Source organism: Aeromicrobium sp. MLTX1 (assembly GCF_046452335.1).
Taxonomy (GTDB): domain Bacteria; phylum Actinomycetota; class Actinomycetes; order Propionibacteriales; family Nocardioidaceae; genus Aeromicrobium.
Genome location: NZ_JBKFDN010000001.1, coordinates 821945 through 843834, shown reverse-complemented (window position 1 = coordinate 843834; position 21890 = coordinate 821945). Strand labels below are relative to the sequence as shown.

Genomic DNA, 21890 nt, shown 5'->3' with positions numbered 1-21890 from the left:
TGCCAAACCTGAGACCAACCTCATCTTCGTTGCTACCGTCGACGGTTGAAGTTTAATCTCGGGCTTCTCCTGTCGGCGCGCGTCTCGTGCGGCCAGACCGTGACGTCCGGTCAACCGCACCCGACGAAAGGTGAACGATGCGCCGCGCGCTCGTCTTCCTGTCCGCCCTGCTGCTGTCGCTGACCGCGGTGCTCTCCGGGGGAGTGCCGGCCGTCGCCGCCGTCTCGGCCGACCTCCAGATCCAGAAGTCGGTCGACTCGCCCGGGCCCTACGGCCCCGGTGACACGTTCGCCTACACGATCGTCGTCGGGTGCTCCTCGACGAACGAGGCGGGCTGCTTCGACACGGTGCTGTCCGACAGCCTGCCGGAGCCGCTGGAGCTCGATCCGGCCTTCGCCAACCCGGTGACGGCCGTGCTCTCGCCCACGGGACCGGCCGCGGTCTCGGTCGACGGCGACTCCTTCACGGTCGCGCCGCAGCACCCCATCGACGGTCGCGTCGGGCTCCGCGCGGGCAGCTCGATGACGGTCACGGTGCAGGTGCGCGTGCCGACCACCGTGTCGGCGGACTTCAACGGCGACGAGATCGTCAACACCGCCGCGGTCGTCGGCGAGAACGCCGAGGAGCAGCAGTCGACGGCGGCCGTCACGCTCGCGGTCGAGACCACGCTCGAGGCCGGCGTGTCCAAGTCCGTCGCGCCCGGCGCCGTTCCCGCCACCCCCGGCAAGCGGGTGAGCTGGACCCTGACCCCGAGCAACCAGTCCAACCAGACCGTCGACCGCATCGTGGTCGAGGACCGGTTCGACGGCGCGGGCTGGGACCACCTCGACTTCGCGGGGATCACGACCGATCCCGCTCCCGACTCCACGGACGACACCACCGTCGAGTACCTCGTCGGCGGCACGTGGACGCAGGAGGAGCCCGGCGACCTCGCCACCGTCGAGGGCGTGCGGGTGACCTACGAGGGCTCCTACGCGCCGGGCGCCGAGGCCCGGGTGGGGATCGCGACCGTGACCAACGCGTCGGTCTCGCAGATCGAGCCCGGCACCACCGTCGCCGTCGAGAACGAGACGACGGCGACCGTCGAGGTCGGCGACGACGTGAGCGACCCCGCCACCGACGACGCGACCGCCCGGATCCGGGCGTCCGACCCCACGGTCACGATCGAGAAGAGCCTGAACGACACGACGCTGGTCGTCGGGCAGGCCGTCACCGCCACCGTGACGGCCACGGTCGGCGAGCTGGACGTCCACGAGCTCGTCATCGCCGAGCCCTCCGCGGGCGCGGCCACGTTCACCGAGCAGGGGCTGCGGTTCACCGGCTTCGGCGACGTCCAGTGGCCCGTCGACGCCACGTCCGCCGAGATCACCTACGTCTACGCCGACTGCGCGTCCACGACGAGCTCGACCACCACCGAGGACACCCTGCCGGCACCGCAGTCCGGGTGCACCGTCGAGGGCTTCACCGTCACGTACTCGTCCGCCGACGGCACCGACGGGATCCAGGCCGCCTCCTACGCCGGCCTCGAGCTCGAGCTCACGGCGCTGACCGACCTCGACGAGACGCTGAGCTCGACGAACGAGGTCGACGCCGTCGTCACGAACGTCGACGGCGCCCGCGGCACCGACGAGGCCGAGGCCGCGTTCCAGGTGCGGCCGCTGGAGGTGCTCACCGAGGTCGACAAGCGGATCACGCCCAGCGCGATCTTCGGCGTGCCGGGTGCCGAGGCCACCGTCTCGGTGCCGGCGAGCGTGTCGAGCGAGTCCACCATCGGCTCCGACCGGCTCGTGATCCAGGACCCGGCGGATCCCGCCGCGGGCAGCGAGTTCTTCGACCACTTCGACCCGACCGCGATCTCCCACACCGAGATCCCGGGCTGCACCCAGCTGACCGTCCGGTACTGGGACGGCGACTCCTGGGTGGTCCTGCCCGGGGCCGAGAACGTCGCGGGCAGCGTCGCGAGCTTCGACCTCACGATCCCGGCCGCGCTGCGCGGCGGGATCGGCGGCCTGCAGTTCGAGTTCACGCCCCTCGCGGTCAACGGCTGCCCGCAGCTGCTGCCCCCGGGCTTCAACGTGATCCCGAGCTTCGAGGTCGAGGTCCAGTCCGGCGTCGACATCGACGAGGAGATCGTCGTCGACAACGACGTGCAGTCGGAGGTCTTCAACCGCCAGATCGACCAGGGCGACACCGCCGAGGCCCGGGACGACGTCACGCTGCGGCCGATCGACGGCGAGGGCCCCGACCTCGTCGACAAGGAGTGGCTCCAGTCCACCGTGCCGGCTCTCTCCGGGCAGACGCGGACCGCGCGGATCCACTGGAGCACGCAGGGCCTGAACTTCGCGAACGTCACGCTCACCGACCCGACCTCGACGGCCGAGCTCGGCCCGGGCTCGCCCGGCATCGAGACCTCGGTCTACGACGCGTTCGACCTCGTCGCGATCAAGCCGATCACCCCGTCCACCGACCCGCTGATCGTCGAGGACGTGATCAGCAAGGTGGAGCTGTACCTGAACGGTGCATGGACCGACATCACGGCGCAGGCTTGCCCGACGGCGGGCGTGTGCGCGGGCCGGTTCCCCGGCTACACCCTGACCGCCGCGCAGCGCACCGGGACGACCGGCGTGCGTCTCACGTACACCGAGCGCCAGGCGGGCGAGGGCGTCGGCTCGAGCGTCGACCGCCGGCCGCTCGACCTCGACTTCGCCGTGCGCGACACGCTGCGCAGCGACCCCGACGAGTACGTCCTGGGCAACTACCACGACCACACCTACAACACGAGCGACGAGGGCGTCGTCGAGAACACCGTGAACGTCCGTGGCTCGGGCGGGAGGTCGGGCGAGTTCTCGTCGAACGACGGTGACCGGATCACGATCCTCGACGCGCCCTTCAACGTCGACCTGACGAAGCAGTTCGACCAGACCCAGCTGGGCCTGCCGAGCCCCGGCAACGGGGTCGCCCCCGACGCCTTCCCGCTCATCTCGGCCACGCTGCGCGCCACGAACACCTCGGCCTCCAAGCTGTCGTCGCTCGTGATCAGCGACCCCGGAGTGGAGTCGGACGACACCACCACGTACGACGTGGCGGACCTGCACGACATCGACAGCATCACGCTCCCGTCGGGTGTCACCCAGGCCGGCGTCACGGTGACGCTGGACCGCTCGGGCACGACGACCGACCACACGTACGCGGAGGCGCTCGCCCTCTCCGCGGCCGAGCTCGAGGACGTCACGGGGGTCACGGTGTCGTTCGTCGGCGCGGACGGCGCCCCGGTCATCCGCAGCGGGGCGACCGCCGCGGTGACGCTCACGTGGCAGCTGCGCGCCGAGAAGCGCAGCGGCGGCCCGGTGGAGGCGACGTCCCCCGGCGGGATGCCGATCCTCAACGAGGCGTCGGTCCAGATCGACAGCCCCGGCCGCATCGCGTGCCCCGCCACGGCCTGCTCGACCGGCTACGACGCCGCGGACGACGAGTTCAACATCGTCACCGCGAGCTACGCCATCACGGCCCAGAAGGTCATCCGTCCCGACGCCAACCCCAGTGGCGACACGGTCTACGAGGACCAGGCCCGGACCTACACGACGACGCTGCGCGGTCAGCCGCTCGGCTCGGCCCGCACGACCCTCATGCGGCTCACCGACGAGACCGAGACGTTCTGGAACGTCATGAACTTCACCTCGGCCTCCATCAACCTGCCGCGACCGCTCAACAGCGTCCGCATGGACGCCAAGGTCGGCGACGTGTGGGTCGAGGGCTTCTGGGTCAACTCCCTGGCCGCGGGCACTCACACGTTCGGACTGCCTCCGGGCGTGACCGACCCGACGGTGGTCGAGGGCGTGCGCTTCAGCTTCCGCCAGCTCAGCGTCACCGGCACCGTCGTGCAGTGGGAGCGGCCGTACAACCCGAACATCGTCGTGAGCCTCAAGACCGAGCGCCGCGACACGCAGCGCGGCAACGGCGAGCCCGTGTCGACCACGCTGCCCGGCGTGGGCCCGAACGAGGGCGAGGGCACGGCGGGCCTGATCTCCGACGACCTGCAGGTGCACGGCGACGCGCAGTTCGGCGCGAACCAGACGTTCACCGACGACCGGACCGCCGCGGACACCACGCAGGTGCTGCACCGTCCGAACCGGATCCGGGTCGAGAAGACGCCGGGCAACGCCACCACCCCGCCGCAGTACACCCCGGGCGGGACGGTTCCCTACGTCCTGCGGGTGACGAACACGGGCCAGTGGCCGATGACCGGCTTCGAGGTCGTCGACCAGATCGAGCTCGTCGACGGCGAGGTGCCCGTCCGTGAGCCCGATCCGACCGGCTACGCCTTCACGCTGACCACGACCAACCCGAGCAACCCGGTGCCTTCGCCGACGCCGAGCTTCGCGGCCGGCCTCGACGCCGAGACGGGCCGGCTCGCCGTCACGATGCCGGACGGCTTCGTGTTCCGGCCGGGGTGGGTGCTCACCGTCCAGGCGCCGCTCGTGCTCGAGCCGGGTGTCGACGCCGACCAGATCATCGCCAACTCCGTGACCGCCACGTCCGACCGCGACTTCGAGGTGTGCCAGTACACGGTCGACTCCGTGACCCAGGCGAACCGGACGAACGTCGACAGCTGCACCGCGACGACGCACGTCCAGCCCCGGTCGAGCGCCACGCTGGCGATGGCGAAGGGCGTCAAGGGCGTCAAGGCGGGCGAGCCCGGCTCGGGCGACGACGACCTTGGTGTCGTGAACACCGCCGGGGCCGCGGCCGCGTGCGCGGAGCCGCAGTCCGACGGCTACTACCGCGGCACCTGCCTGCCGGTCACCCGACCGGGAGGCGAGGCGTCGTGGAAGCTCTCCTTCCGCAACACCGGCAACACGAACGCCAAGCTCGTCGCCCTCGTCGACACGCTCCCGGCCGTCGGCGACCGCGGCGTGATCACGTCCGCGGCCCGCGGGTCGCAGTTCGGCGTCCGGCTGCTGGGCACGGTGTCCGCGGACCTCGCGGAGGCGCAGCACCAGGGTGCGACGCTGCGCGCGTACTACTCGACGCAGCGACTGAGCACGGCGTGCAACACCAACGCCGTCCAGGTCCACACGGCGAACACCGCCCCCAGCGCGGGCTGCGCGTTCGGCTGGACCGAGTACGACGCGAGCACGCCGGACTCCCAGCTGGCGGCCGCGCAGTCGGTCAAGTTCGTGCTCGACTGGACCTCGGCCGGCCAGGGCGCCGGCCTGCGCCCGGGCGAGACGGCGGGCGTCGCGTTCAGCACCCGCACGCCGGTGAACCTGCCGCGCGCGTTCGACCAGTCCGCGACCCTGCCGACGGCGTACAACTCCTTCGCCGGCTCGTCGCGGTCGGTGGCCACGGTCACGCAGCCCGAGCGGGCCGAGATCGTCCTCGAGCCCACCCGTGTCGGCATCGCCACGGCCCAGGGCCGACTGACGATCGACAAGGTCGTCGAGGCGCCCGAGTTCTCGGTGCCGGTCGACCTGCCCGGGACGTACTCCTTCCGGGTGTCGTGCACGCTCGACGGGACGGACGTCGTCCTGCGCAACGCCGCGGGCGCGGTGGTCGACGGCTCGGTCGTCGTCACCGTCGACGACGAGGGCGGCAGCACCGTGGTGAACACCGCCACGACGCCCGTGTCGATCCCCCTGTTCGCCAGCTGCGCCGTCGCCGAGGTCCCGATCCCGGCCGGGGTCGAGGTCTCGTGGTCGCCCGCCGACCGGACCGTCGTGGCCGACGCGAGCCTGCGCTCGGTCTCGCAGATCAGCCACCCGTACGACGGAGCGGCCAGCGGCCCGACCGTGACCGCCACGAACGCCTACTCCGCCGGCGGCTTCTCGGTCGCCAAGAGCGTCGACGCCGGCGGTGCGGTCGACCAGGACGGCGAGCCGATCGTCTACGACCGGACCTACGGGTTCGACGTGACGTGCGCCTACCTCGGGACGACGATCCTCGACGAGCAGGTCGAGCTCCGTGACGGGGGCAGCAAGGCCTACTCGGGCCTGCCCACCGGATCCACGTGCGCGGTCGAGGAGACCGACGCCGCGGGGGCGACCGTCACGGTGCAGGTCGACGGCGAGGACGCCGAGAACCCGGCCGAGTTCACGATCGGCGACGACACGACCGTCGAGGTCGCCCACCTCAACACCTACACGGTGGGCGCGGTGAGCATCACGAAGCAGATCACCGGACCGGGCAAGGACCGCTGGGACGACCAGGAGTTCGAGGTGCGCCTCGTGTGCACCCTGGACCTGGACGGCGAGGGCGCCGCGGAGACCGTCTTCGACGACTCCGCCGTCCTGACCGCACCGGACGAGCTGGCCTGGCGGGTGGACGACCTGCCGACCGGCGCGGCCTGCACGGTGACCGAGCCCCGCAACGGCGGCGCCAACCACACGACGATCGACCCGCAGGACTTCACGGTCCGCTCGGGCGACCAGGTCGTCGAGGTCGGCGTCGAGAACCACTTCGAGCAGGGCGTCGTGCGCGTGCGCAAGACCCTGTCCGGTGAGGGCGCGGCCTTCCCGGTCGTGACCGACGGCACCTACGTCATGTCGCTCGAGTGCGTGCGCGAGGTCGACGGCACGACCACCGCCGTGGCGATCCCCGACGGCGCCGACCGCACCATCACCGGCGCCGGGACGGCCGAGTGGGACCGACTGCCGACCGGCGCCTCGTGCACGGTGAGCGAGAAGTCCAGCACGCCGCAGTCGCAGGGCGTGACGATGACGCCGGAGGGCGGCGAGGTCGTCGTGAGCGACACCGAGACCGCGGAGCCCGTCGAGGTCGTCGTGGACAACCGGTTCGACGCCGGCTTCCTGAAGGTCAACAAGGTCGTCGACGGCCCCGGTGAGGGCCTGCACGCCGACGCGGCCTTCGCGTTCGACGTGGCGTGCGCGCTCGCGGACGAGACGGTGCTGGAGCAGCAGGTGACGCTGGGGCGCGAGGGCAAGGCCACGTCGCTGTGGTCGGACGCCATCGGTCCGCTCCCGACGGGCACCTCGTGCCACGTCGTGGAGACCGAGGACGGCAAGGCCGACGGCAGCACCCGCGAGGCCACGGTCGTGATCGGCGCGGGCACGCAGGAGGAGGCGGTCGTCGCGACGATCACCAACACCTACGGCGCCGGCGAGGTCTCGGTGACCAAGCAGGTCGAGGGTGCCTACGCCGATCACCGCGAGGTGCGTCGGGCCACGTTCCCGATCACGCTGACCTGCCAGCTCGAGACCACGGGTCCGGACGGCGCGACCGTTCGCGGCACGGTGTTCGCGTCGGACTTCACGCTCAAGGCCGGCCGCACGCGGACCTTCACGGACGGCGCCGGCGCCCCGCTGCTGCTGCCGACCGGGACCCGCTGCTTCGCCGAGGAGACCGACGCCGGCGGCGCGTCCGAGGTCAAGGTCAGCCACGCCGACTTCGAGACCGGCGCGACGGTCGCCTCGGTGGACACGACGGCGCAGATCGAGATCGCCGTGACGAACGTGTTCGACGAGGACGTCTGGAGCATCGACTCCGGCGGCGCGGAGCGCGAGGACGAGACGTCGGGCGACGGCTCCGGCGACGGCTCGCTCTCGGACACCGGCTCGGGCGTCTCGGGCCTGGCGGTGGGCCTGGGCCTGCTCAGCCTGCTCGGCGGCGGGGTCGCCGTGGCGGCCGCCCGACGTCGCAGGTCCGACGCCGCCTGACGGGCAGCCAGAACGAGAGAGCCCGGTCGACCCTCAGGTCGACCGGGCTCCTTCGTGTGCCGTGGTGCCGGCTCAGCCGCAGAGCTCGTCGAGCTTCTCGCCCTTGGCCTGGATGTCGGTGGAGAGCGTGCTCATCTGCTGCGACACCTCCTGCAGCTTCTCGGTGTCCTGACCGGCGGCCTTGAGGTCGGCGAAGGCGCCCTCGAGCTTGTCGAACTCGGCCGAGAGCTCGCCGATGGCGTCCTTGACCTCCTGGTTCTCCAGCTCGTCCTGCGTCTTCTTCAGCGCGTCGCCCATCGAGGCGATCGTGTCGGTCGCCTTGTCGCTGTCGGTGGGGTCGATGCCGCTCAGGTCGCCCATCGCGTCCTTGACCTCCTTCTCGGCCACCTTGCAGGCGTCCTCGACGGACTGGCCGCCACCACAGGCGGAGAGTCCCAGGGTCAGGACCGCGGCGGCGAGTGCGGCGGCAGGCTTGCGAACGTTCATGTGTCCCCCTCGTCGGTGCGGCGCCGTCCCGATGCGGCGGCCGCGTTTCACCGACGATCGTTTCATGAGCGCGCCGCGTGCGCGCCGTGGGCCCGCCCGAAACGGCGGGGGAGCGGCTCAGCGGCCGAAGCGCCGCAGCCGCAGCGAGTTCGTCACGACGAACACCGAGCTGGCGGCCATCGCGAAGCCCGCGATCATCGGGCTGAGGAAGCCCAGTGCGGCCAGCGGGATCGCGGCGACGTTGTAGGCGAACGCCCAGAACAGGTTGCCCTTGATCGTGCGCAGCGTCGCGCGGGACAGCTCCACGGCCGTCACGGCGGTGGCGAGGTCGCCGTGCACGAGCGTGAGGTCGCTCGCGGCGATCGCCACGTCGGTGCCGGTGCCCATCGCGATGCCGAGGTCGGCGCCGGCGAGCGCGGCGGCGTCGTTCACACCGTCGCCGACCATCGCCACGACGCGGCCCTGCTCGCGCAGTTCGCGGACGACGTCGAGCTTGTCCTCGGGCGTGACCTCGGCGTGCACCCGCTCGATGCCCACCTCGGCCGCGACCGCGGAGGCCACGCGCTCGTTGTCGCCCGTGAGCAGGATCGGCTCGAGGCCGAGGCGCCGCAGGTCGGCCACGGCCTGCCGCGACGAGTCCTTGACCCGGTCGGCCACGGTGATCGTGCCGAGCACCCGCCCGTCGCGAGAGACCGCGATGACCGTGCCCGTGCGATCGGGACGGTCGTCGGCCCCGATCCAGGCCGGGCGACCGGCGCGGACCACGTGACCGTCGACGGTCGCCTCGACGCCCTGGCCCGCTTGGTTGCGGAAGTCCGACACGGGCAGCGGCTCGGCCAGCGTCGCGATCGCGCGCGCCACCGGGTGCTCCGAGGCCGACTCGACCGAGGCGGCAAGGCGGCGCAGCTCGTCGGCCTCGACCCCGGGCTCGGGGTCGACGTGCGCGACGCTCATCGTGCCGGTCGTGATGGTGCCGGTCTTGTCCAGCACGATCGTGTCGATCGCGCGCGTGGACTCGAGGATCTGCGGGCCCTTGATGAGGATGCCCAGCTGGGCGCCGCGGCCCGTGCCCACCATGAGCGCGGTGGGCGTGGCCAGGCCGAGGGCACACGGGCAGGCGATGATCAGCACCGCGACGGCGGCCTCGAAGGCGGCGATGCCCGGCGCGACCAGCAGCCACACCAGCAGCGTCAACGCGGCCAGCACGAGGACGCCCGGCACGAACCACGCCGAGATCCGGTCGGCCAGCCGCTGCACCTCGGCCTTGCCCTCCTGGGCCTCCTCGACGAGGCGGGCCATCTGGGCCAGCTGGGTGTCCTGGCCGACCGCCGTGGCGCGCACGACGAGTCGCCCGGACTGGTTGACGGTGGCGCCCGTGACGGTGTCGCCGACCGTGACGTCGACGGGCACCGACTCGCCGGTGAGCATCGACTCGTCCACGGCCGACCCGCCCTCGACGACCTCGCCGTCGGTGGCGACCTTCTCGCCCGGACGCACGACGAACACGTCGCCGGCGTGCAGCTCCTCGATCGGGACCTCGACCTCGCGGCCGTCGCGCAGCACCGCGACCTGCTTCGCGCCGAGGTCCATCAGGGTGCGCAGGGCGGCGCTCGAGCGGCGCTTCGCGTTCGCCTCGAGGTAGTGGCCGGCGAGGATGAACGTCGTCACGACCGCGGCGGTCTCGAAGTAGTAGTGGCCGTGCTCGACGCCGTGCCCGGTCACGCCGAGCCACAGCTGGACGAGCGACCACACGTAGGCGGCCCCGACGCCGATGCTGACGAGGGTGTCCATCGTGGCGGCGCCGTGGCGCGCGTTCAGTGCGGCCGACCAGTGGAACGGGTAGGCCGCCCAGAGCACGACGGGCGTGGTGAGCGCCAGGACGACCCACGGCCAGCCCGCGAACTGCAGGGCCGGGATCATCGAGATCGCCGCGACGGGCACGCTCAGGATCGTCGACACGATCAGGCGCTTGCGCATGGACTCGGCCGAGTGGAGGCCGCCGTGGGCGTCGTGACCCTCGTGGCCGGCGTGCGGGTCGTGGACCTGCGCGGTGTAGCCCGTCTTCTCCACGGTCTCGACGAGCGACTGCGGGTCGACCCCGTGGTGGGCGTGCACCGTGGCCTTCTCGGTGGCGTAGTTGACGCTCGCCTCCACGCCCTCGAGGCGGTTCAGCTTCTTCTCGATGCGCATCGCGCACGAGGTGCAGCTCATCCCGCCGATGTCGAGGCGGTAGGTGGTGGTGGGGTCCGCCTCGGTCTCGTGCGTGGTCATCAGACCAGCGGCAGGTCGCGCGGACCCGCCAGCGCGTAGCCGGCCTCGTCCACCGCGGACGCGACCTGCGCCTCGTCGAGCGGACCCTGGCTGGTGACCGTGACGGCGCCGGAGGCCACGTCGACCGCGACGTCCTCGACGCCGTCGAGCGCGGTGATCTCCTGCGTGACGGCCGCGGCGCAGTGGCCGCAGGTCATGCCGGTGACGGTGTAGGTGGTGGTGGTCATGGCTCTCAGCTCCTCACCAGACGCGCGATGGCGTCGGATGCTTCCTTGATCTTCTGGTCGGCCTCGGGTCCGCCCTTGGCCGCGGCGTCCGCGACGCAGTGGGCCAGGTGCTCGTCGAGCAGCTTCAGGGCGACGGCCTCGAGGGCCTTCGTGGTCGCGCTGATCTGGGTCAGCACGTCGATGCAGTAGGTGTCGGACTCGACCATCCGGTTGATGCCGCGGACCTGTCCCTCGATCCGCGCCAGTCGCTTGAGGACGGCCGCCTTGTCGTCGGCGTACCCGGGGTGCTCGTGGCTCATGCTTCGAACATACCCCTAGGGGGTACCCGTATCAAGCCCCCTCGCAACCCCGGTTTGCGCCACTCGGTGAAACGGCGCGAGACGGTCTGGCTAGAGTCCGGACCATGAGCGACATCCCCGGCCTGGACGGAGTGCTCGGCGTCGAGCACGTCGAGCTGACCCCCGACAAGGTGGTCGTCCGCTTCACGATCACCGACCGCCACCTGCAGCCGTTCGGCATCCCGCACGGCGGCATCTACTGCGCCGTGCACGAGTCCACCGCCAGCATGGCCGGCCAGATCTGGCTGGGCACGAAGGGCGTCGTCGTCGGCACGAACAACTCCACCGACTTCCTGCGCCAGGCCCGCAACGGCGACACGATCACCACCACCGCCACGCCGATCCACCGCGGCCGCACGCAGCAGCTGTGGCACCTGGACTCGGTCAACCAGGACGGGAGGCTGATCGCGCAGGGGCAGGTGCGCCTGGCGAACCTCGACCAGGAGGTCCCGCCCGAGGCCGTCGCGGCGATGCAGGGCAACCTGAAGGACTGACCGCCTCCCGGACGTGATCGGGCCCCCTGGTCCGAGCCGCTAGGATGGAGGGGTCCGCGCGCGACTGGCGTTGAGGTGGCTACCACCAGGGAGCCGCGGGCAGCACGACTTACGGGACCGTTCGCCTGGGCCCCGCGTCAGCCCGATCGACCGCTGACCCGGAGGCCACACACGATGACGATGATGAGCATGAGCTTCGACGTTCACGAACCGCTGACCACGATCGACGACCAGGACGTCAAGGTCCTGCTCCTCGAGAACATCCACGCCGACGGCGCGGACTTCCTGCGCAACAAGGGCTACCAGGTCGAGACGCGCAGCGCCGCGCTCACCGAGGACGAGCTCATCGAGGCGATCAAGGGCGTCCACCTGCTCGGCATCCGCTCGACCACCTACATCACCGAGAAGGTCCTGGAGCACGCTCCCGACCTGCTCGCGATCGGCGCCTTCTGCATCGGCACCAACCAGATCGACCTCGCGGCCACGAAGCGCCACGGCGTCGCCGTCTTCAACGCGCCGTACTCCAACACGCGCAGCGTGGTCGAGCTCGCGATCGCCGAGATCATCTCGCTCGCCCGCCGCCTGCACGAGAAGTCCACGGCCATGCACAGCGGCGTGTGGAACAAGTCGGCCGCCGGCAGCCACGAGGTGCGCGGCCGCACGCTCGGCATCGTCGGCTACGGCAACATCGGCAGCCAGCTCTCGGTGATCGCCGAGGCGCTCGGCCTGTCGGTCGTGTTCTACGACATCGACGACAAGCTCGCGCTCGGCAACGCCAAGAAGTGCGCCACGATCGACGAGCTGCTCGCGATCGCCGACGTCGTGTCGCTGCACGTCGACGGCCGTCCCGGCAACGCGGGCCTGTTCGGCGACGAGCAGATGCGCGCGATGAAGCCGCGCTCGCTGTTCCTCAACCTGTCGCGCGGCATCGCGGTCGACACCGCGGCCCTGCGCCGTCACCTCGAGTCGGGCCACATCGCGGGCGCCGCGCTCGACGTGTTCCCCGTCGAGCCGAAGGCCCAGGGCGACCCGTTCGAGAGCGAGCTGCGGGGCGTCCCGAACGTCATCCTCACGCCGCACGTCGGCGGCTCCACCGAGGAGGCGCAGCAGGACATCGGCCGCTTCGTCGCCTCGAAGCTGCGCGCCTACGCCAAGGCCGGCACGACGAACCTGTCGGTGACGTTCCCCGAGCTCAACCTGCCGAGCGACCCGGCCCGCCACCGCCTCGCGCACGTGCACCACAACGCGCCCGGCGTGCTCGCCACGATCAACACGATCCTGGGCGACCACGGCGTCAACATCGAGGGCCAGCAGCTCGCCACCCGCGGCGAGCTCGGCTACGTGGTCACCGACGTCTCGGCCGAGGTCGGCGCCGACGTGCTCAAGGAGCTCGCCGCGCTGCCCGAGACCGTGCGCCTGCGCCAGCTCAGCTGAGTCTCGCGCCCTGCGGGGACGGATCTTTCTACCTTCGGGTCGCTCCCGCGACACCTTGGTACCAAGATCCGTCCCTCAGGGCACCTGCCTGGAGAGGCGCTGCAGCGTTTCGGCGACCCCGTCGTCGATGCGCACGTCCGCGAGCTCGTCGCCCCGGGTGGGACCGCGGTTGATGATGACGATCTCGGTGCCGTCCTTCGCCGCGCGCCGGACGAACCGCAGCCCGCTCATCACCTGCAGCGACGAGCCCAGGACGACGAGCGCGGCGCCCTCGCGACCGGCGCGCTCCACGAGGTCGAAGCAGTGGTTGACCTTGGGCTTGGGCACCGACTCGCCGAAGAACACCACGTCGGGCTTGAGCCGCCCGCCGCACTGGGTGCAGTCGGCGACGACGAACCCAGCGGTGTCCTCGAGGTCGACGTCGCCGTCGGGCGCGATCGTCACCTCCTGATCCGTCCAGCCGGGGTTGAGGGCGTCGAGTCGGGCCTGCACCTCATCACGGCCGGTGACGTCGCCGCAGTCGAGACAGATCACCCGGTCGAGCCGGCCGTGGAGGTCGACGACGTCGAGCGAGCCCGCCTTCTCGTGCAGGCCGTCGACGTTCTGGGTGATGAGGCCGACCAGGCGGTCCTGGTGCTCGGCCAGGAAGCGGTGCGTGACGTTCGGCTCGGCGCCGCCCATCCGGCTCCAGCCGAGGTGGGCGCGGGCCCAGTAGCGCTGGCGGTTGGCGGGCGTGGCGATGAAGTCCTGGTAGGTCATCGGCTGGCGCGGCACGGCGTCGGGACCCCGGTAGTCCGGGATGCCCGAGTCGGTGCTGACGCCGGCCCCGGTCAGCACCAGCCAGCGTCGGTCGAACCAGTCGCTCACCCGGCCCCCGGGCGGCGCCGGGCGCCGATGTCGAAGGTGCGCTGCTCGAGGGTGGTGAGCCGCAGGTCGGTGGCCGCGAACCCGGCGCGCACGTCGTCGCGCAGGTCGGAAACGCGCCGGTCGAGCGCGTCGAACCGCGCGTCCATCCCTGCGAAGCGGGTGTCCGCGCGCGCCTCCGAGGCATCGAACCGCTCCTCGAACCGGTCGAACCTGTTCTCGAGGTGGTCGAAGCGCTCCTCGAGTCGGTCGAACCTGTTCTCGAGGTGGTCGAAGCGCTCCTCGAGTCGGTCGAACCTGTTCTCGAGTCGGTCGAACCTGTTCTCAAGGCCGTCGAACTTGCTCTCGAGTCGGTCGAACCGGGTGTCGGAGGCGTCGAACCGGGCGTCGAACCGCGCCACGACATCGTCGAGACGACGGTCGGTCGCGGTGAAGCGGGTATCGGTCCGTGCCTCGAGCCCCTGCGCGATGGCGACCATCTCGGCTCGCAGGTCGCGCTTCATCGTGGCGAGGTAGCCGAACAGCGCGACGGCGAACGCGGCGAATCCCACCCAGGTGATGGTCGACTCCAGGTCCATGACGGGCACTCCTCCAGTGTGACGGGTGCCGGTGACGATGTCAGCCCGCGAGGGCCCGCCGCATCCCGTCGTCCACAGGATCAGCCCTCGGCGAGCCCGATCAGCTTCTCCACGGTGTTGAGGTTGCGCGCGGTCCCGGGAACGGCGAGCGCGCGCCCGATGGAGGCGTCCTTCATCTGGGGTCGCCCGGCGCCGTCGGCGTACCGGATGTGCAGCTCGCGCCCGATGACCTCCCACCGGTCGTCGCCGGTCTCGAAGGTCCGCGCCTTCGCGATCGCCTCGGACGTCGGCTCGGCGGCGAGGAAGGTGACGTAGGAGAAGCGCTTCTCGACCACCTCGAACGGATGCGCCTCCAGGGCCGTGCGCAGCTCCTGCGGCGAGCGGCTGATGGCCTCACGGAAGAACCCGAAGCGCTTCTCGACCGCCTGCTCCAGCGCGCGGTCGAACGCCTCGGGGTCGTCGACGTCGACCAAGAGGTTGCCCGAGGCTATGTACGTCGACACGTCCGTGGCCCCGAGCTCCTCGGCGACCTCACGCAGCTCGGCCATCGGCAGCTTCGCGCCCCCGACGTTCACCGCCCGGAGCAGCACCACGCGTCTCGTCATGCCCTCAGTGTGCCGTCGCCGATCGACAGATTCCCCGGTTACGTGGGTTCGTGATCACGTCCCGGGGATCGCAACCCCCGGTAAGTGACAGGAAACCCACGTAACCGGGGAAACCGTCACAGCCGGGCCGCCAGCTCGGTGGCCTGCTTGATGGCGCGCTTGGCGTCGAGCTCGGCGGCGACGTCGGCGCCGCCGATGACGTGGACGGGGACGCCGACGGCCTCGAGCGGCTCGACGAGGTCGCGCACGGACTCCTGCCCGGTGCACAGCACGATCGTGTCGGCGGGGATGACGCGCGACTCGGGGGAGTCGCCGTCGGCGCCGATCGTCACGTGGAGGCCCGCATCGTCGATCCGGTCGTACCGGACGCCACCGACGAACTCGACGCCCGAGTCCTTCAGCGTCGTGCGGTGGACCCAGCCGGTCGTCTTGCCCAGGCCCTGGCCGAACGTGCTGCTCTTGCGCTGCAGCAGCGTGACGGCGCGCCGTGGAGGCGCCGCGGTCTTCGTGGCCAGGCCGCCGCGCTCGACGGAGGGGTCGGTGACGCCCCAGCGGTCCATCCAGTGCTCGAGCGACTCGCCGGGCTCGTGCAGCAGGAACTCCGACACGTCGTAGCCGATGCCGCCGGCACCGAGGACCGCGACGCGCTCGCCCGCGACGACCTGCTCGCGGATCAGCTGCTGGTAGGTCACGACCGAGGGGTGGTCGACGCCCGGGATCTCGGGAACGCGCGGCTCGACGCCGGTGGCGAGGACGACCTCGTCGAAGCCGCTGAGGTCCTCGACGGACGCCCACCGGCCCAGGTGCACGGTCACGCCGCGGCGCTCGAGCATCACCGAGTAGTAGCGGACGGTCTCGGCGAAGTCCTCCTTGCCGGGGATCTGCATCGCGAGGCGGAACTGGCCGCCGATCTCGGGCAGCGCCTCGAACAGCTCGACCGCGTGACCGCGACCCGCCAGCTCGACCGCGGCGGCGAGGCCGGCCGGGCCCGCGCCCACGACCGCCACGCGCTTGGCGCTGCGGGTCGGCAGCAGCACGAGCTCGGTCTCGTGGCCCGCGCGCGGGTTGAGCATGCAGCTCGCCCGCTGGTTCTTGAACGTGTGGTCGAGGCAGGCCTGGTTGCACGCGATGCACGTGATGATCTCGTCGGAGCGGCCCTCGGCGGCCTTGTTCACGAAGTCGGCGTCGGCCAGCAGCGGCCGCGCCATCGAGATGAGGTCGGCCTCGCCGGCGGCCAGGATCGCCTCGGCCTGCTCGGGGGTGTTGATCCGGTTCGACGCCACGACGGGCACGCCCACCTCGGCCCGCAGCTTCGCCGTGACCCACGTGAAGGCCCCGCGCGGCACGCTCGTGACGATCGTGGGGATGCGCGCCTCGTGCCAGCCGATGCCGGTGTTGAAGATCGTGACGCCCTCGGCCTCGAGCGCCTGCGCGAGCTCGACCGTCTCCTCCCACGTCTGCGCCCGGTCGACGAGGTCGAGCAGGCTGATGCGGTACTGGACGATGAAGTCCTCGCCGACGAGCTCGCGCGTGCGGCGCACGATCTCGATCGGGAACCGCATCCGCTTCGCCGCCGAGCCGCCCCACGCGTCGGTGCGGTCGTTCGTGCGCGCCGTGAGGAACTGGTTGATGAGGTAGCCCTCGGAGCCCATGATCTCGACGCCGTCGTAGCCCGCGCGCTGCGCCAGTGCCGCCGTGCGCGCGAAGTCGCTGACGGTGCGGTCCACCTCGCGGGTCGACATCGGCGAGACCCGGAACGGCGTGATCGGGGACTTCACCGACGACACGCCCTTCTTGAAGGGGGAGTAGCCGTAGCGCCCGGCGTGCAGGACCTGCAGCGCGATCTTGCCGCCGTGCTCGTGCACGGAGTCGGTGACGAGGCGGTGCCGGTCGGCGTGCCGCTTGCGCGACATCTCCGAGCCGAACGGCAGCAGCCAGCCGCGCCAGCTGGGCGCGAAGCCGCCCGTGATCGACAGGGCGACGCCGCCCTTGGCGCGCTCGGCGAAGTACGCCGCGAGCTTCGGGATGTCCTTGGCGTGGTCCTCCAGGCCCGTGTGCATCGAGCCCATGACCACGCGGTTGCGCAACGTGGTGAACCCCAGGTCGAGCGGGCTCAGCAGGTGCGGGAGTTCGCTCACCGCTGCCGCTCCGCGAACGCGATCGCGTCGGCCTCGATCTGCGGGAACTGCGCGGCCATCGCCTCCATGAGGGCCGTGGCGCCCTTCATCGGACGGGCCATCACCATGAACTCGCTGATGAGGCCGTCCTCGTTCGTGGTGATGAAGTCGCAGCCGTTCACGGTGACGTCGCCGATGCGCGCCTCGAACACGAGCGCGCTGCGGTTGTCCTCCTCGATCGAGCTGACGTAGCGGAAGTCCTCGAACACCCGCGAGACGCCGTTGAGGATCGCCGCAGTGATCGCCTTGCCGGGGTAGGGCTTGAAGGCGACGGGGCTGCGGAAGACGACGTCGTCGGCCAGCAGGTCCTCGACGCCGGCCAGGGAGCCGGACTCGATGCTGCTCTCGACGAGCTCGCGGAAGGCCTTCATGGGCGGTTTCCCTTCGGTTGGGAGGATGGGGTGGTGATCGGAAAGCTCGCGTCTTGGCTGCTCATCGCGGCCGGCGTCTTCAACGTCGTCATCTGGCCCCGGTTCTTCAAGGCGATCGTCGACGACGACCGTGCGTGGGGCGGCGCGAAGTGGCAGGAGCCGACGTCGTTCTTCTGGGTGCACCTCGTGCTGATCGGCACGGCGATGACGCTCGGCGTGATCGTGCTGGTCATCGGGATCCGCGCCCTTCGAGGGCAGTGAGGATCTCGTCGCACCACGCGATGCCCTGGTGCTCGCCGACGATGCCGCCACGCAGCGCGAGCCACGAGCCCAGGTCGGCGCCCTCGAGCGCGGCGGGGTCGGGGTAGAAGCGGGCCTCGCTCGCCTCGTACTCGGCGAGCCGCTCCACGTGGGCGGCACGGCGGTCGCGGGTGTCGGCCAGGATCGCCTCGGGGTCGCGGAACGCGCGCAGCTTCACCGCGAAGTCGCTGCGCAGCGCCTCGCGACCGCTGCGCTCGGCGGCCCAGCGGTCGAGCTCGGCCTCGCCGGCGGCGGTGATCGCGTAGGTGCGCTTGTCGGGCCGGCCGTCCTGCTCCTGCAGGGTGCCCTCGACCCAGCCGGCCTCCTGCATGCGGGCCAGCACCTTGTAGATCTGCTGGTGGCTGGCGGGCCAGAAGAAGCCGATGGACGCGTCGAAGCGCCGGGCGAGGTCGTAGCCGCTCGCGGCGCGCTCGGTGAGCGACACGAGGATCGCGTGGTCCAGGGCCATGGGCGGGAGCCTAGGCCTCTCGGCGCCCATATGCAACGAGGTTCATAACAGTCCGCTGGGCAAGACCGCGTCTCACGCACATTACGATGGGCAGCATGAAGCGATCCCTGCTCGCCGTCCCCCTGGCGCTCCTGCTCTCCGTCGCGGCCGCGTGCGGCCCGGCCGACGACTCCGACGATGCGTCGTCGGACTCCACCGCCGGTGCGACCGCCGACTGCGCGGTCGACCAGCTGCCGCTCGTGAAGTCCGGCACCCTCACGATCGCCACCGACGACCCGGCCTTCGAGCCGTGGTTCGTCGACAACGACCCCAGCAACGGCAAGGGCTTCGAGTCCGCCGTCGCCTACGCCGTGGCCGAGCAGATGGGCTTCGAGCGCGACCAGGTCGAGTGGACCAAGGTCCCGTTCAACACCTCGTACCAGCCCGGCAAGAAGGCCTTCGACTTCGACATCAACCAGATCTCGATCACGAAGGACCGCCAGCAGGCGGTCGACTTCAGCGAGCCGTACTACTCCGCCGCGCAGGCCATCATCGTGCGCTCGGACTCGAAGTTCGCCGACGCGAAGAGCCTCGACGACTTCCGCACCGCGAGCCTCGGCGCCCAGATCGGCACCACGTCGCTCAAGGCGATCGAGTCGCTCGAGACGCAGGACGCCCCGCTGGTCTATGACGACACCACCAAGGCGGCGCTCGCGCTGGCCAACGGCCAGGTCGACGGCATCGTGGCCGACCTGCCCAGCGCCTTCTACCTCGTCGCCGCCGAGCTCGAGGACGCGACGATCGCGGGTCAGTTCGACTTCGACGGCGGTGAGCCCGAGCAGTTCGGCCTCCTGCTGGAGAAGGGCAGCGAGCTGACCTCCTGCGTCGACGAGGCCGTCACGGCCCTGACCGAGGACGGCACGCTCGCCGACCTCGAGCAGGAGTGGCTGGCCGAGTCGCAGGACGTCCCCGTCCTGAAGTGACCCGGTGACCCACGCCGACCGCGGGCCCCTCGGCCCACCCCCGCTGTCCGCGCGGCAGCAGCAGCGCAACGCCTTCCGGCGTCGTCGCACGCTGCGCCGCGCGGCGGTGGGCACCGTCTCGAGCCTCGTCGTCCTGGGCCTGCTGGCCTGGGTGATCACGTCGGCGCCCGGCTGGCCGCGGGTCCGCGAGACGTTCTTCAGCGGGTACCACGCCCGCGAGTCCTTCCCCGCGATCTGGGACGCCTTCTGGCTCAACGTGCGGCTGTTCCTCACGGTCGAGGCGCTGGTGCTGCCGCTGGCCCTGCTGGTCGCGGTGGTCCGCGTCGTCCCGTCGCCGGCGATGGCGCCGTTCAAGATCCTCGCCGCCGCGTACACCGACGTCTTCCGCGGCATCCCCACGATCCTCGTCGTGATGCTCGTCGGCTTCGGCTTCCCGGCGCTCGGCCTGGCGGGCGTGCCCACGAGCCTGTTCTGGCTGGGCGTCATCGCGCTGACCCTGAGCTACGGCGCCTACGTCGCCGAGGTCATCCGCGCCGGCATCCTCTCGGTGCACCCCACGCAGTGGGCGGCCGGCCGCGCGCTCGGCCTCGGCTATGGCCAGACCCTCATCCGCGTGATCCTGCCGCAGGCCGTCCGCAACGTGACTCCGCCGCTGATGAACGACTTCGTCTCCCTGCAGAAGGACACCGCGCTGGTGTCCACGATCGGCCTCGTCGAGGCGCTGCGCGCGGCCTCGGTCTACCAGGCCAGCACCTTCAACGTGACCTCGCTGTGCGTGGCCGCCCTGTTCTTCATCGTCGTGACGATCCCGCTGGCGCGGTTCACCGACTGGCTCACGATCCGCTCCATGCGCCGGCAGGGAGGCCGCTGATGCTGCGCGTCGCAGGAGTCCGCAAGTCGTTCGGCGACCACGTCGTCCTCGACGGCATCGACCTGACCGTCGAGCCGGGTGAGGTCGTCTGCCTGATCGGGGCGTCCGGCTCGGGCAAGTCCACGCTGCTGCGCTGCATCGACCTGCTCGAGCAGACCGACGACGGCGACATCTTCCTGGGTGACCTCGAGCTCACCGACCCGGCCATCGACGAGAACGCCACCCGGGCCCGGATCGCCATGGTGTTCCAGGCCTTCAACCTGTTCCCGCACCTGAGCGTGCTGCAGAACCTCACGCTCGGACCCCGCCGGGTCAAGGGCGTCCCGAAGGCCGAGGCCGTGCGCCGCGCCCACGAGCTGCTCGCCCGCGTGGGGCTGGAGGCGAAGGCGGGGGCCTACCCCGACTCGCTGTCCGGCGGCCAGCAGCAGCGGGTGGCGTTGGTGCGTGCGGTGGCGATGGACCCCGAGCTGCTGCTGCTCGACGAGGTGACGTCGGCGCTCGACCCGCTGCTCGTGGCCGAGGTGCTCGACGTCATCCGTCAGCTCAAGGACGAGGGCCGCACGATCGTCATGGCCACCCACGAGATGGACTTCGCCCGCGAGTGCGCCGACCGGATCGTGTTCCTCGCCGAGGGCCGCATCGTCGAGGCGGGACCGCCCGAGCAGCTCTTCACCGCCCCGCAGGACCCGCGCACCGCGGCCTTCCTCGCCCGTCACCGCTGAGGCCCGCCCCTCCGGGGCGCCAGATGTGTAGCGCTGTCCACCCTTTTTCGGCGGATCCACCGGAAAGACGGTGGATACCGCTACAGATCTCGCGCGCCGGAGGCGTGAGTCAGGCGGCGGGGGCGTTGGCGGCGGCGCGGGCGGTGGTGGCGCGGATGACCGCGACGACCTGCTCGGGGGAGTCGCCCATGGGGACGTGGCCGCAGTCCTCGAGGGTGACGAACTCGGCGTTCCGCATCCGCTTGGCGGCGAGCTTGGCCTGGGACTTGTGGAGGATGAGGTCGTGGTCGCCCCAGGCGATCGTGATCGGGACCTTCGCCGAGCCGCGGAACGACGCGGGCGAGGTGAAGCCCAGCGGGAAGCACCGGAGGAAGTAGCGCCAGAAGCCCTTGCCGCTCTTCATCGCGAGCGCGTCGCCGTAGACGCGCTCGGCGGAGTACCGGCCCGGGTGACGGTAGAGGACGAAGCCGATGAGGAAGCGCCCGATCGCGAGGCTCGCGACGAGCCGCAGCACGGGCTTCGGCAGGTACGAGCCGAGCTTGAGCGGCAGCAGCGTCAGCGTGGCCTGGAGCAGGCTCCACGGCCGGAAGTAGCCGGCGGGCGACAGCCCGGTGGCCGAGCGCACCTGCCCGTGCTGGGCGAGCGCGATCGAGATCAGTCCGCCGAGCGAGTTGCCCGCGACGTGGGGCCGGTCGACGCCCCAGCGCTCGAAGTTCTCCGCGAACACCGACACGACGTTCTCGACGCTGTAGCCCGTGCCGGCGGGCAGGGCGGGAGAGTCGCCCAGGCCCGGCAGGTCGACCGCGATGACGTCGTAGTGCTGCGCCAGCTCGTCGATGACCGGGTCGAACGCGGCCCGCCGGTGACCGATGCCGTGCAGGAGGACGAGCGGCTCGCCCTGCCCGCGTCGCGTGTACGCCAGCTCGCACTTCATGGGACTCCTCGGGGATCGCACACCGGCACGACCGATGTGACACTCACGATGTCGCATGCAGCATCGCACAGTTCGCGGGCGCTGTGAACCGGACCACGGGGGACTCGGTTGCCA

General features: G+C 71.2%; 18 protein-coding genes. 7 read left to right on the top strand and 11 right to left on the bottom strand.

Annotated features, from left to right (window positions below; all coding sequences use genetic code 11):
- Positions 1 to 137 precede the first annotated feature (137 nt).
- On the top strand, positions 138 to 7673 hold the full coding sequence (locus tag ACK99Q_RS03885) for a DUF5979 domain-containing protein (RefSeq protein ID WP_410184927.1): 7536 nt from the start codon (positions 138 to 140) through the stop codon (positions 7671 to 7673).
- A 72-nt stretch (positions 7674 to 7745) separates the two neighbouring features.
- Here the strand turns inward: ACK99Q_RS03885 and ACK99Q_RS03880 are convergent, their stop codons facing one another.
- The 4 genes from ACK99Q_RS03880 to ACK99Q_RS03865 all read right to left on the bottom strand — a co-directional run bounded on the left by ACK99Q_RS03880 (position 7746) and on the right by ACK99Q_RS03865 (position 10956).
- Positions 7746 to 8159, bottom strand: a complete 414-nt coding sequence (locus tag ACK99Q_RS03880; RefSeq protein WP_410184926.1) for a hypothetical protein — start codon at positions 8157 to 8159, stop codon at positions 7746 to 7748.
- Between the two features lie 117 nt (positions 8160 to 8276).
- The gene (locus ACK99Q_RS03875; RefSeq protein ID WP_410184925.1) at positions 8277 to 10430 is read right to left on the bottom strand and encodes a heavy metal translocating P-type ATPase; all 2154 of its coding nucleotides are present in this window, start codon (positions 10428 to 10430) and stop codon (positions 8277 to 8279) included.
- On the bottom strand, positions 10430 to 10657 hold the full coding sequence (locus ACK99Q_RS03870; RefSeq protein WP_179427239.1) for a heavy-metal-associated domain-containing protein: 228 nt from the start codon (positions 10655 to 10657) through the stop codon (positions 10430 to 10432). Before ACK99Q_RS03870 ends, ACK99Q_RS03875 begins: the two co-directional genes overlap by 1 nt.
- 5 nt (positions 10658 to 10662) lie before the next feature.
- Positions 10663 to 10956 (bottom strand): metal-sensitive transcriptional regulator, encoded by a 294-nt coding sequence (locus ACK99Q_RS03865; protein WP_179427237.1) that lies wholly within the window; start codon positions 10954 to 10956, stop codon positions 10663 to 10665.
- Positions 10957 to 11060: 104 nt separating this feature from the next.
- Here ACK99Q_RS03865 and ACK99Q_RS03860 point away from each other — a divergent pair, with 104 nt between their 5' ends.
- Together ACK99Q_RS03860 and serA are read left to right on the top strand one after the other, a co-directional pair.
- Entirely contained in the window at positions 11061 to 11489 is a 429-nt protein-coding gene (locus tag ACK99Q_RS03860) for a PaaI family thioesterase (protein ID WP_410184924.1), read from the top strand.
- 189 nt (positions 11490 to 11678) lie between these two features.
- On the top strand, positions 11679 to 12923 hold the full coding sequence (gene serA / locus ACK99Q_RS03855) for a phosphoglycerate dehydrogenase (RefSeq protein ID WP_410184923.1): 1245 nt from the start codon (positions 11679 to 11681) through the stop codon (positions 12921 to 12923).
- A 75-nt stretch (positions 12924 to 12998) separates the two neighbouring features.
- Here the strand turns inward: serA and ACK99Q_RS03850 are convergent, their stop codons facing one another.
- The 5 genes from ACK99Q_RS03850 to ACK99Q_RS03830 all read right to left on the bottom strand — a co-directional run bounded on the left by ACK99Q_RS03850 (position 12999) and on the right by ACK99Q_RS03830 (position 17518).
- Positions 12999 to 13790, bottom strand: a complete 792-nt coding sequence (locus ACK99Q_RS03850; protein WP_410184922.1) for a Sir2 family NAD-dependent protein deacetylase — start codon at positions 13788 to 13790, stop codon at positions 12999 to 13001.
- Positions 13787 to 14365 carry a hypothetical protein gene (locus ACK99Q_RS03845; RefSeq protein ID WP_410184921.1) on the bottom strand — a complete coding sequence of 193 codons (579 nt, stop codon included), beginning with the start codon at positions 14363 to 14365 and terminating at the stop codon, positions 13787 to 13789. Before ACK99Q_RS03845 ends, ACK99Q_RS03850 begins: the two co-directional genes overlap by 4 nt.
- 80 nt (positions 14366 to 14445) lie before the next feature.
- Positions 14446 to 14970 (bottom strand): DUF1697 domain-containing protein, encoded by a 525-nt coding sequence (locus ACK99Q_RS03840; protein ID WP_410184920.1) that lies wholly within the window; start codon positions 14968 to 14970, stop codon positions 14446 to 14448.
- Positions 14971 to 15086: 116 nt separating this feature from the next.
- Positions 15087 to 17108 carry an FAD-dependent oxidoreductase gene (locus tag ACK99Q_RS03835; RefSeq protein WP_410184919.1) on the bottom strand — a complete coding sequence of 674 codons (2022 nt, stop codon included), beginning with the start codon at positions 17106 to 17108 and terminating at the stop codon, positions 15087 to 15089.
- Positions 17105 to 17518 (bottom strand): nuclear transport factor 2 family protein, encoded by a 414-nt coding sequence (locus tag ACK99Q_RS03830; protein WP_410184918.1) that lies wholly within the window; start codon positions 17516 to 17518, stop codon positions 17105 to 17107. The genes ACK99Q_RS03835 and ACK99Q_RS03830 overlap by 4 nt, the downstream gene beginning before the upstream one ends.
- 33 nt (positions 17519 to 17551) lie before the next feature.
- On the opposite strand from ACK99Q_RS03830, the gene ACK99Q_RS03825 reads away from it, so the two are divergent.
- Complete coding sequence (locus tag ACK99Q_RS03825) at positions 17552 to 17779, top strand: SCO4848 family membrane protein (protein ID WP_410184917.1); 228 nt, start codon at positions 17552 to 17554, stop codon at positions 17777 to 17779.
- Here the strand turns inward: ACK99Q_RS03825 and ACK99Q_RS03820 are convergent.
- Positions 17748 to 18287: a PadR family transcriptional regulator gene (locus tag ACK99Q_RS03820; RefSeq protein WP_410184916.1), complete on the bottom strand. Its 540-nt coding sequence runs from the start codon at positions 18285 to 18287 to the stop codon at positions 17748 to 17750. The two genes, ACK99Q_RS03825 and ACK99Q_RS03820, sit on opposite strands and share 32 nt — an antisense overlap.
- A 95-nt stretch (positions 18288 to 18382) precedes the next feature.
- On the opposite strand from ACK99Q_RS03820, the gene ACK99Q_RS03815 reads away from it, so the two are divergent.
- The 3 genes from ACK99Q_RS03815 to ACK99Q_RS03805 are packed head-to-tail and all read left to right on the top strand — an operon-like array spanning position 18383 to position 20842.
- Positions 18383 to 19249, top strand: a complete 867-nt coding sequence (locus ACK99Q_RS03815) for a transporter substrate-binding domain-containing protein (RefSeq protein WP_410184915.1) — start codon at positions 18383 to 18385, stop codon at positions 19247 to 19249.
- Between the two features lie 4 nt (positions 19250 to 19253).
- Entirely contained in the window at positions 19254 to 20120 is an 867-nt protein-coding gene (locus ACK99Q_RS03810; RefSeq protein WP_410184914.1) for an amino acid ABC transporter permease, read from the top strand.
- The gene (locus ACK99Q_RS03805) at positions 20120 to 20842 is read left to right on the top strand and encodes an amino acid ABC transporter ATP-binding protein (protein ID WP_410184913.1); all 723 of its coding nucleotides are present in this window, start codon (positions 20120 to 20122) and stop codon (positions 20840 to 20842) included. Before ACK99Q_RS03810 ends, ACK99Q_RS03805 begins: the two co-directional genes overlap by 1 nt.
- 109 nt (positions 20843 to 20951) lie before the next feature.
- On the opposite strand, the gene ACK99Q_RS03800 is transcribed toward ACK99Q_RS03805, so the two are convergent.
- Positions 20952 to 21776, bottom strand: coding sequence for an alpha/beta fold hydrolase (locus ACK99Q_RS03800; RefSeq protein WP_410184912.1), 825 nt, complete (start codon positions 21774 to 21776; stop codon positions 20952 to 20954).
- Between the last annotated feature and the right edge of the window lie 114 nt (positions 21777 to 21890).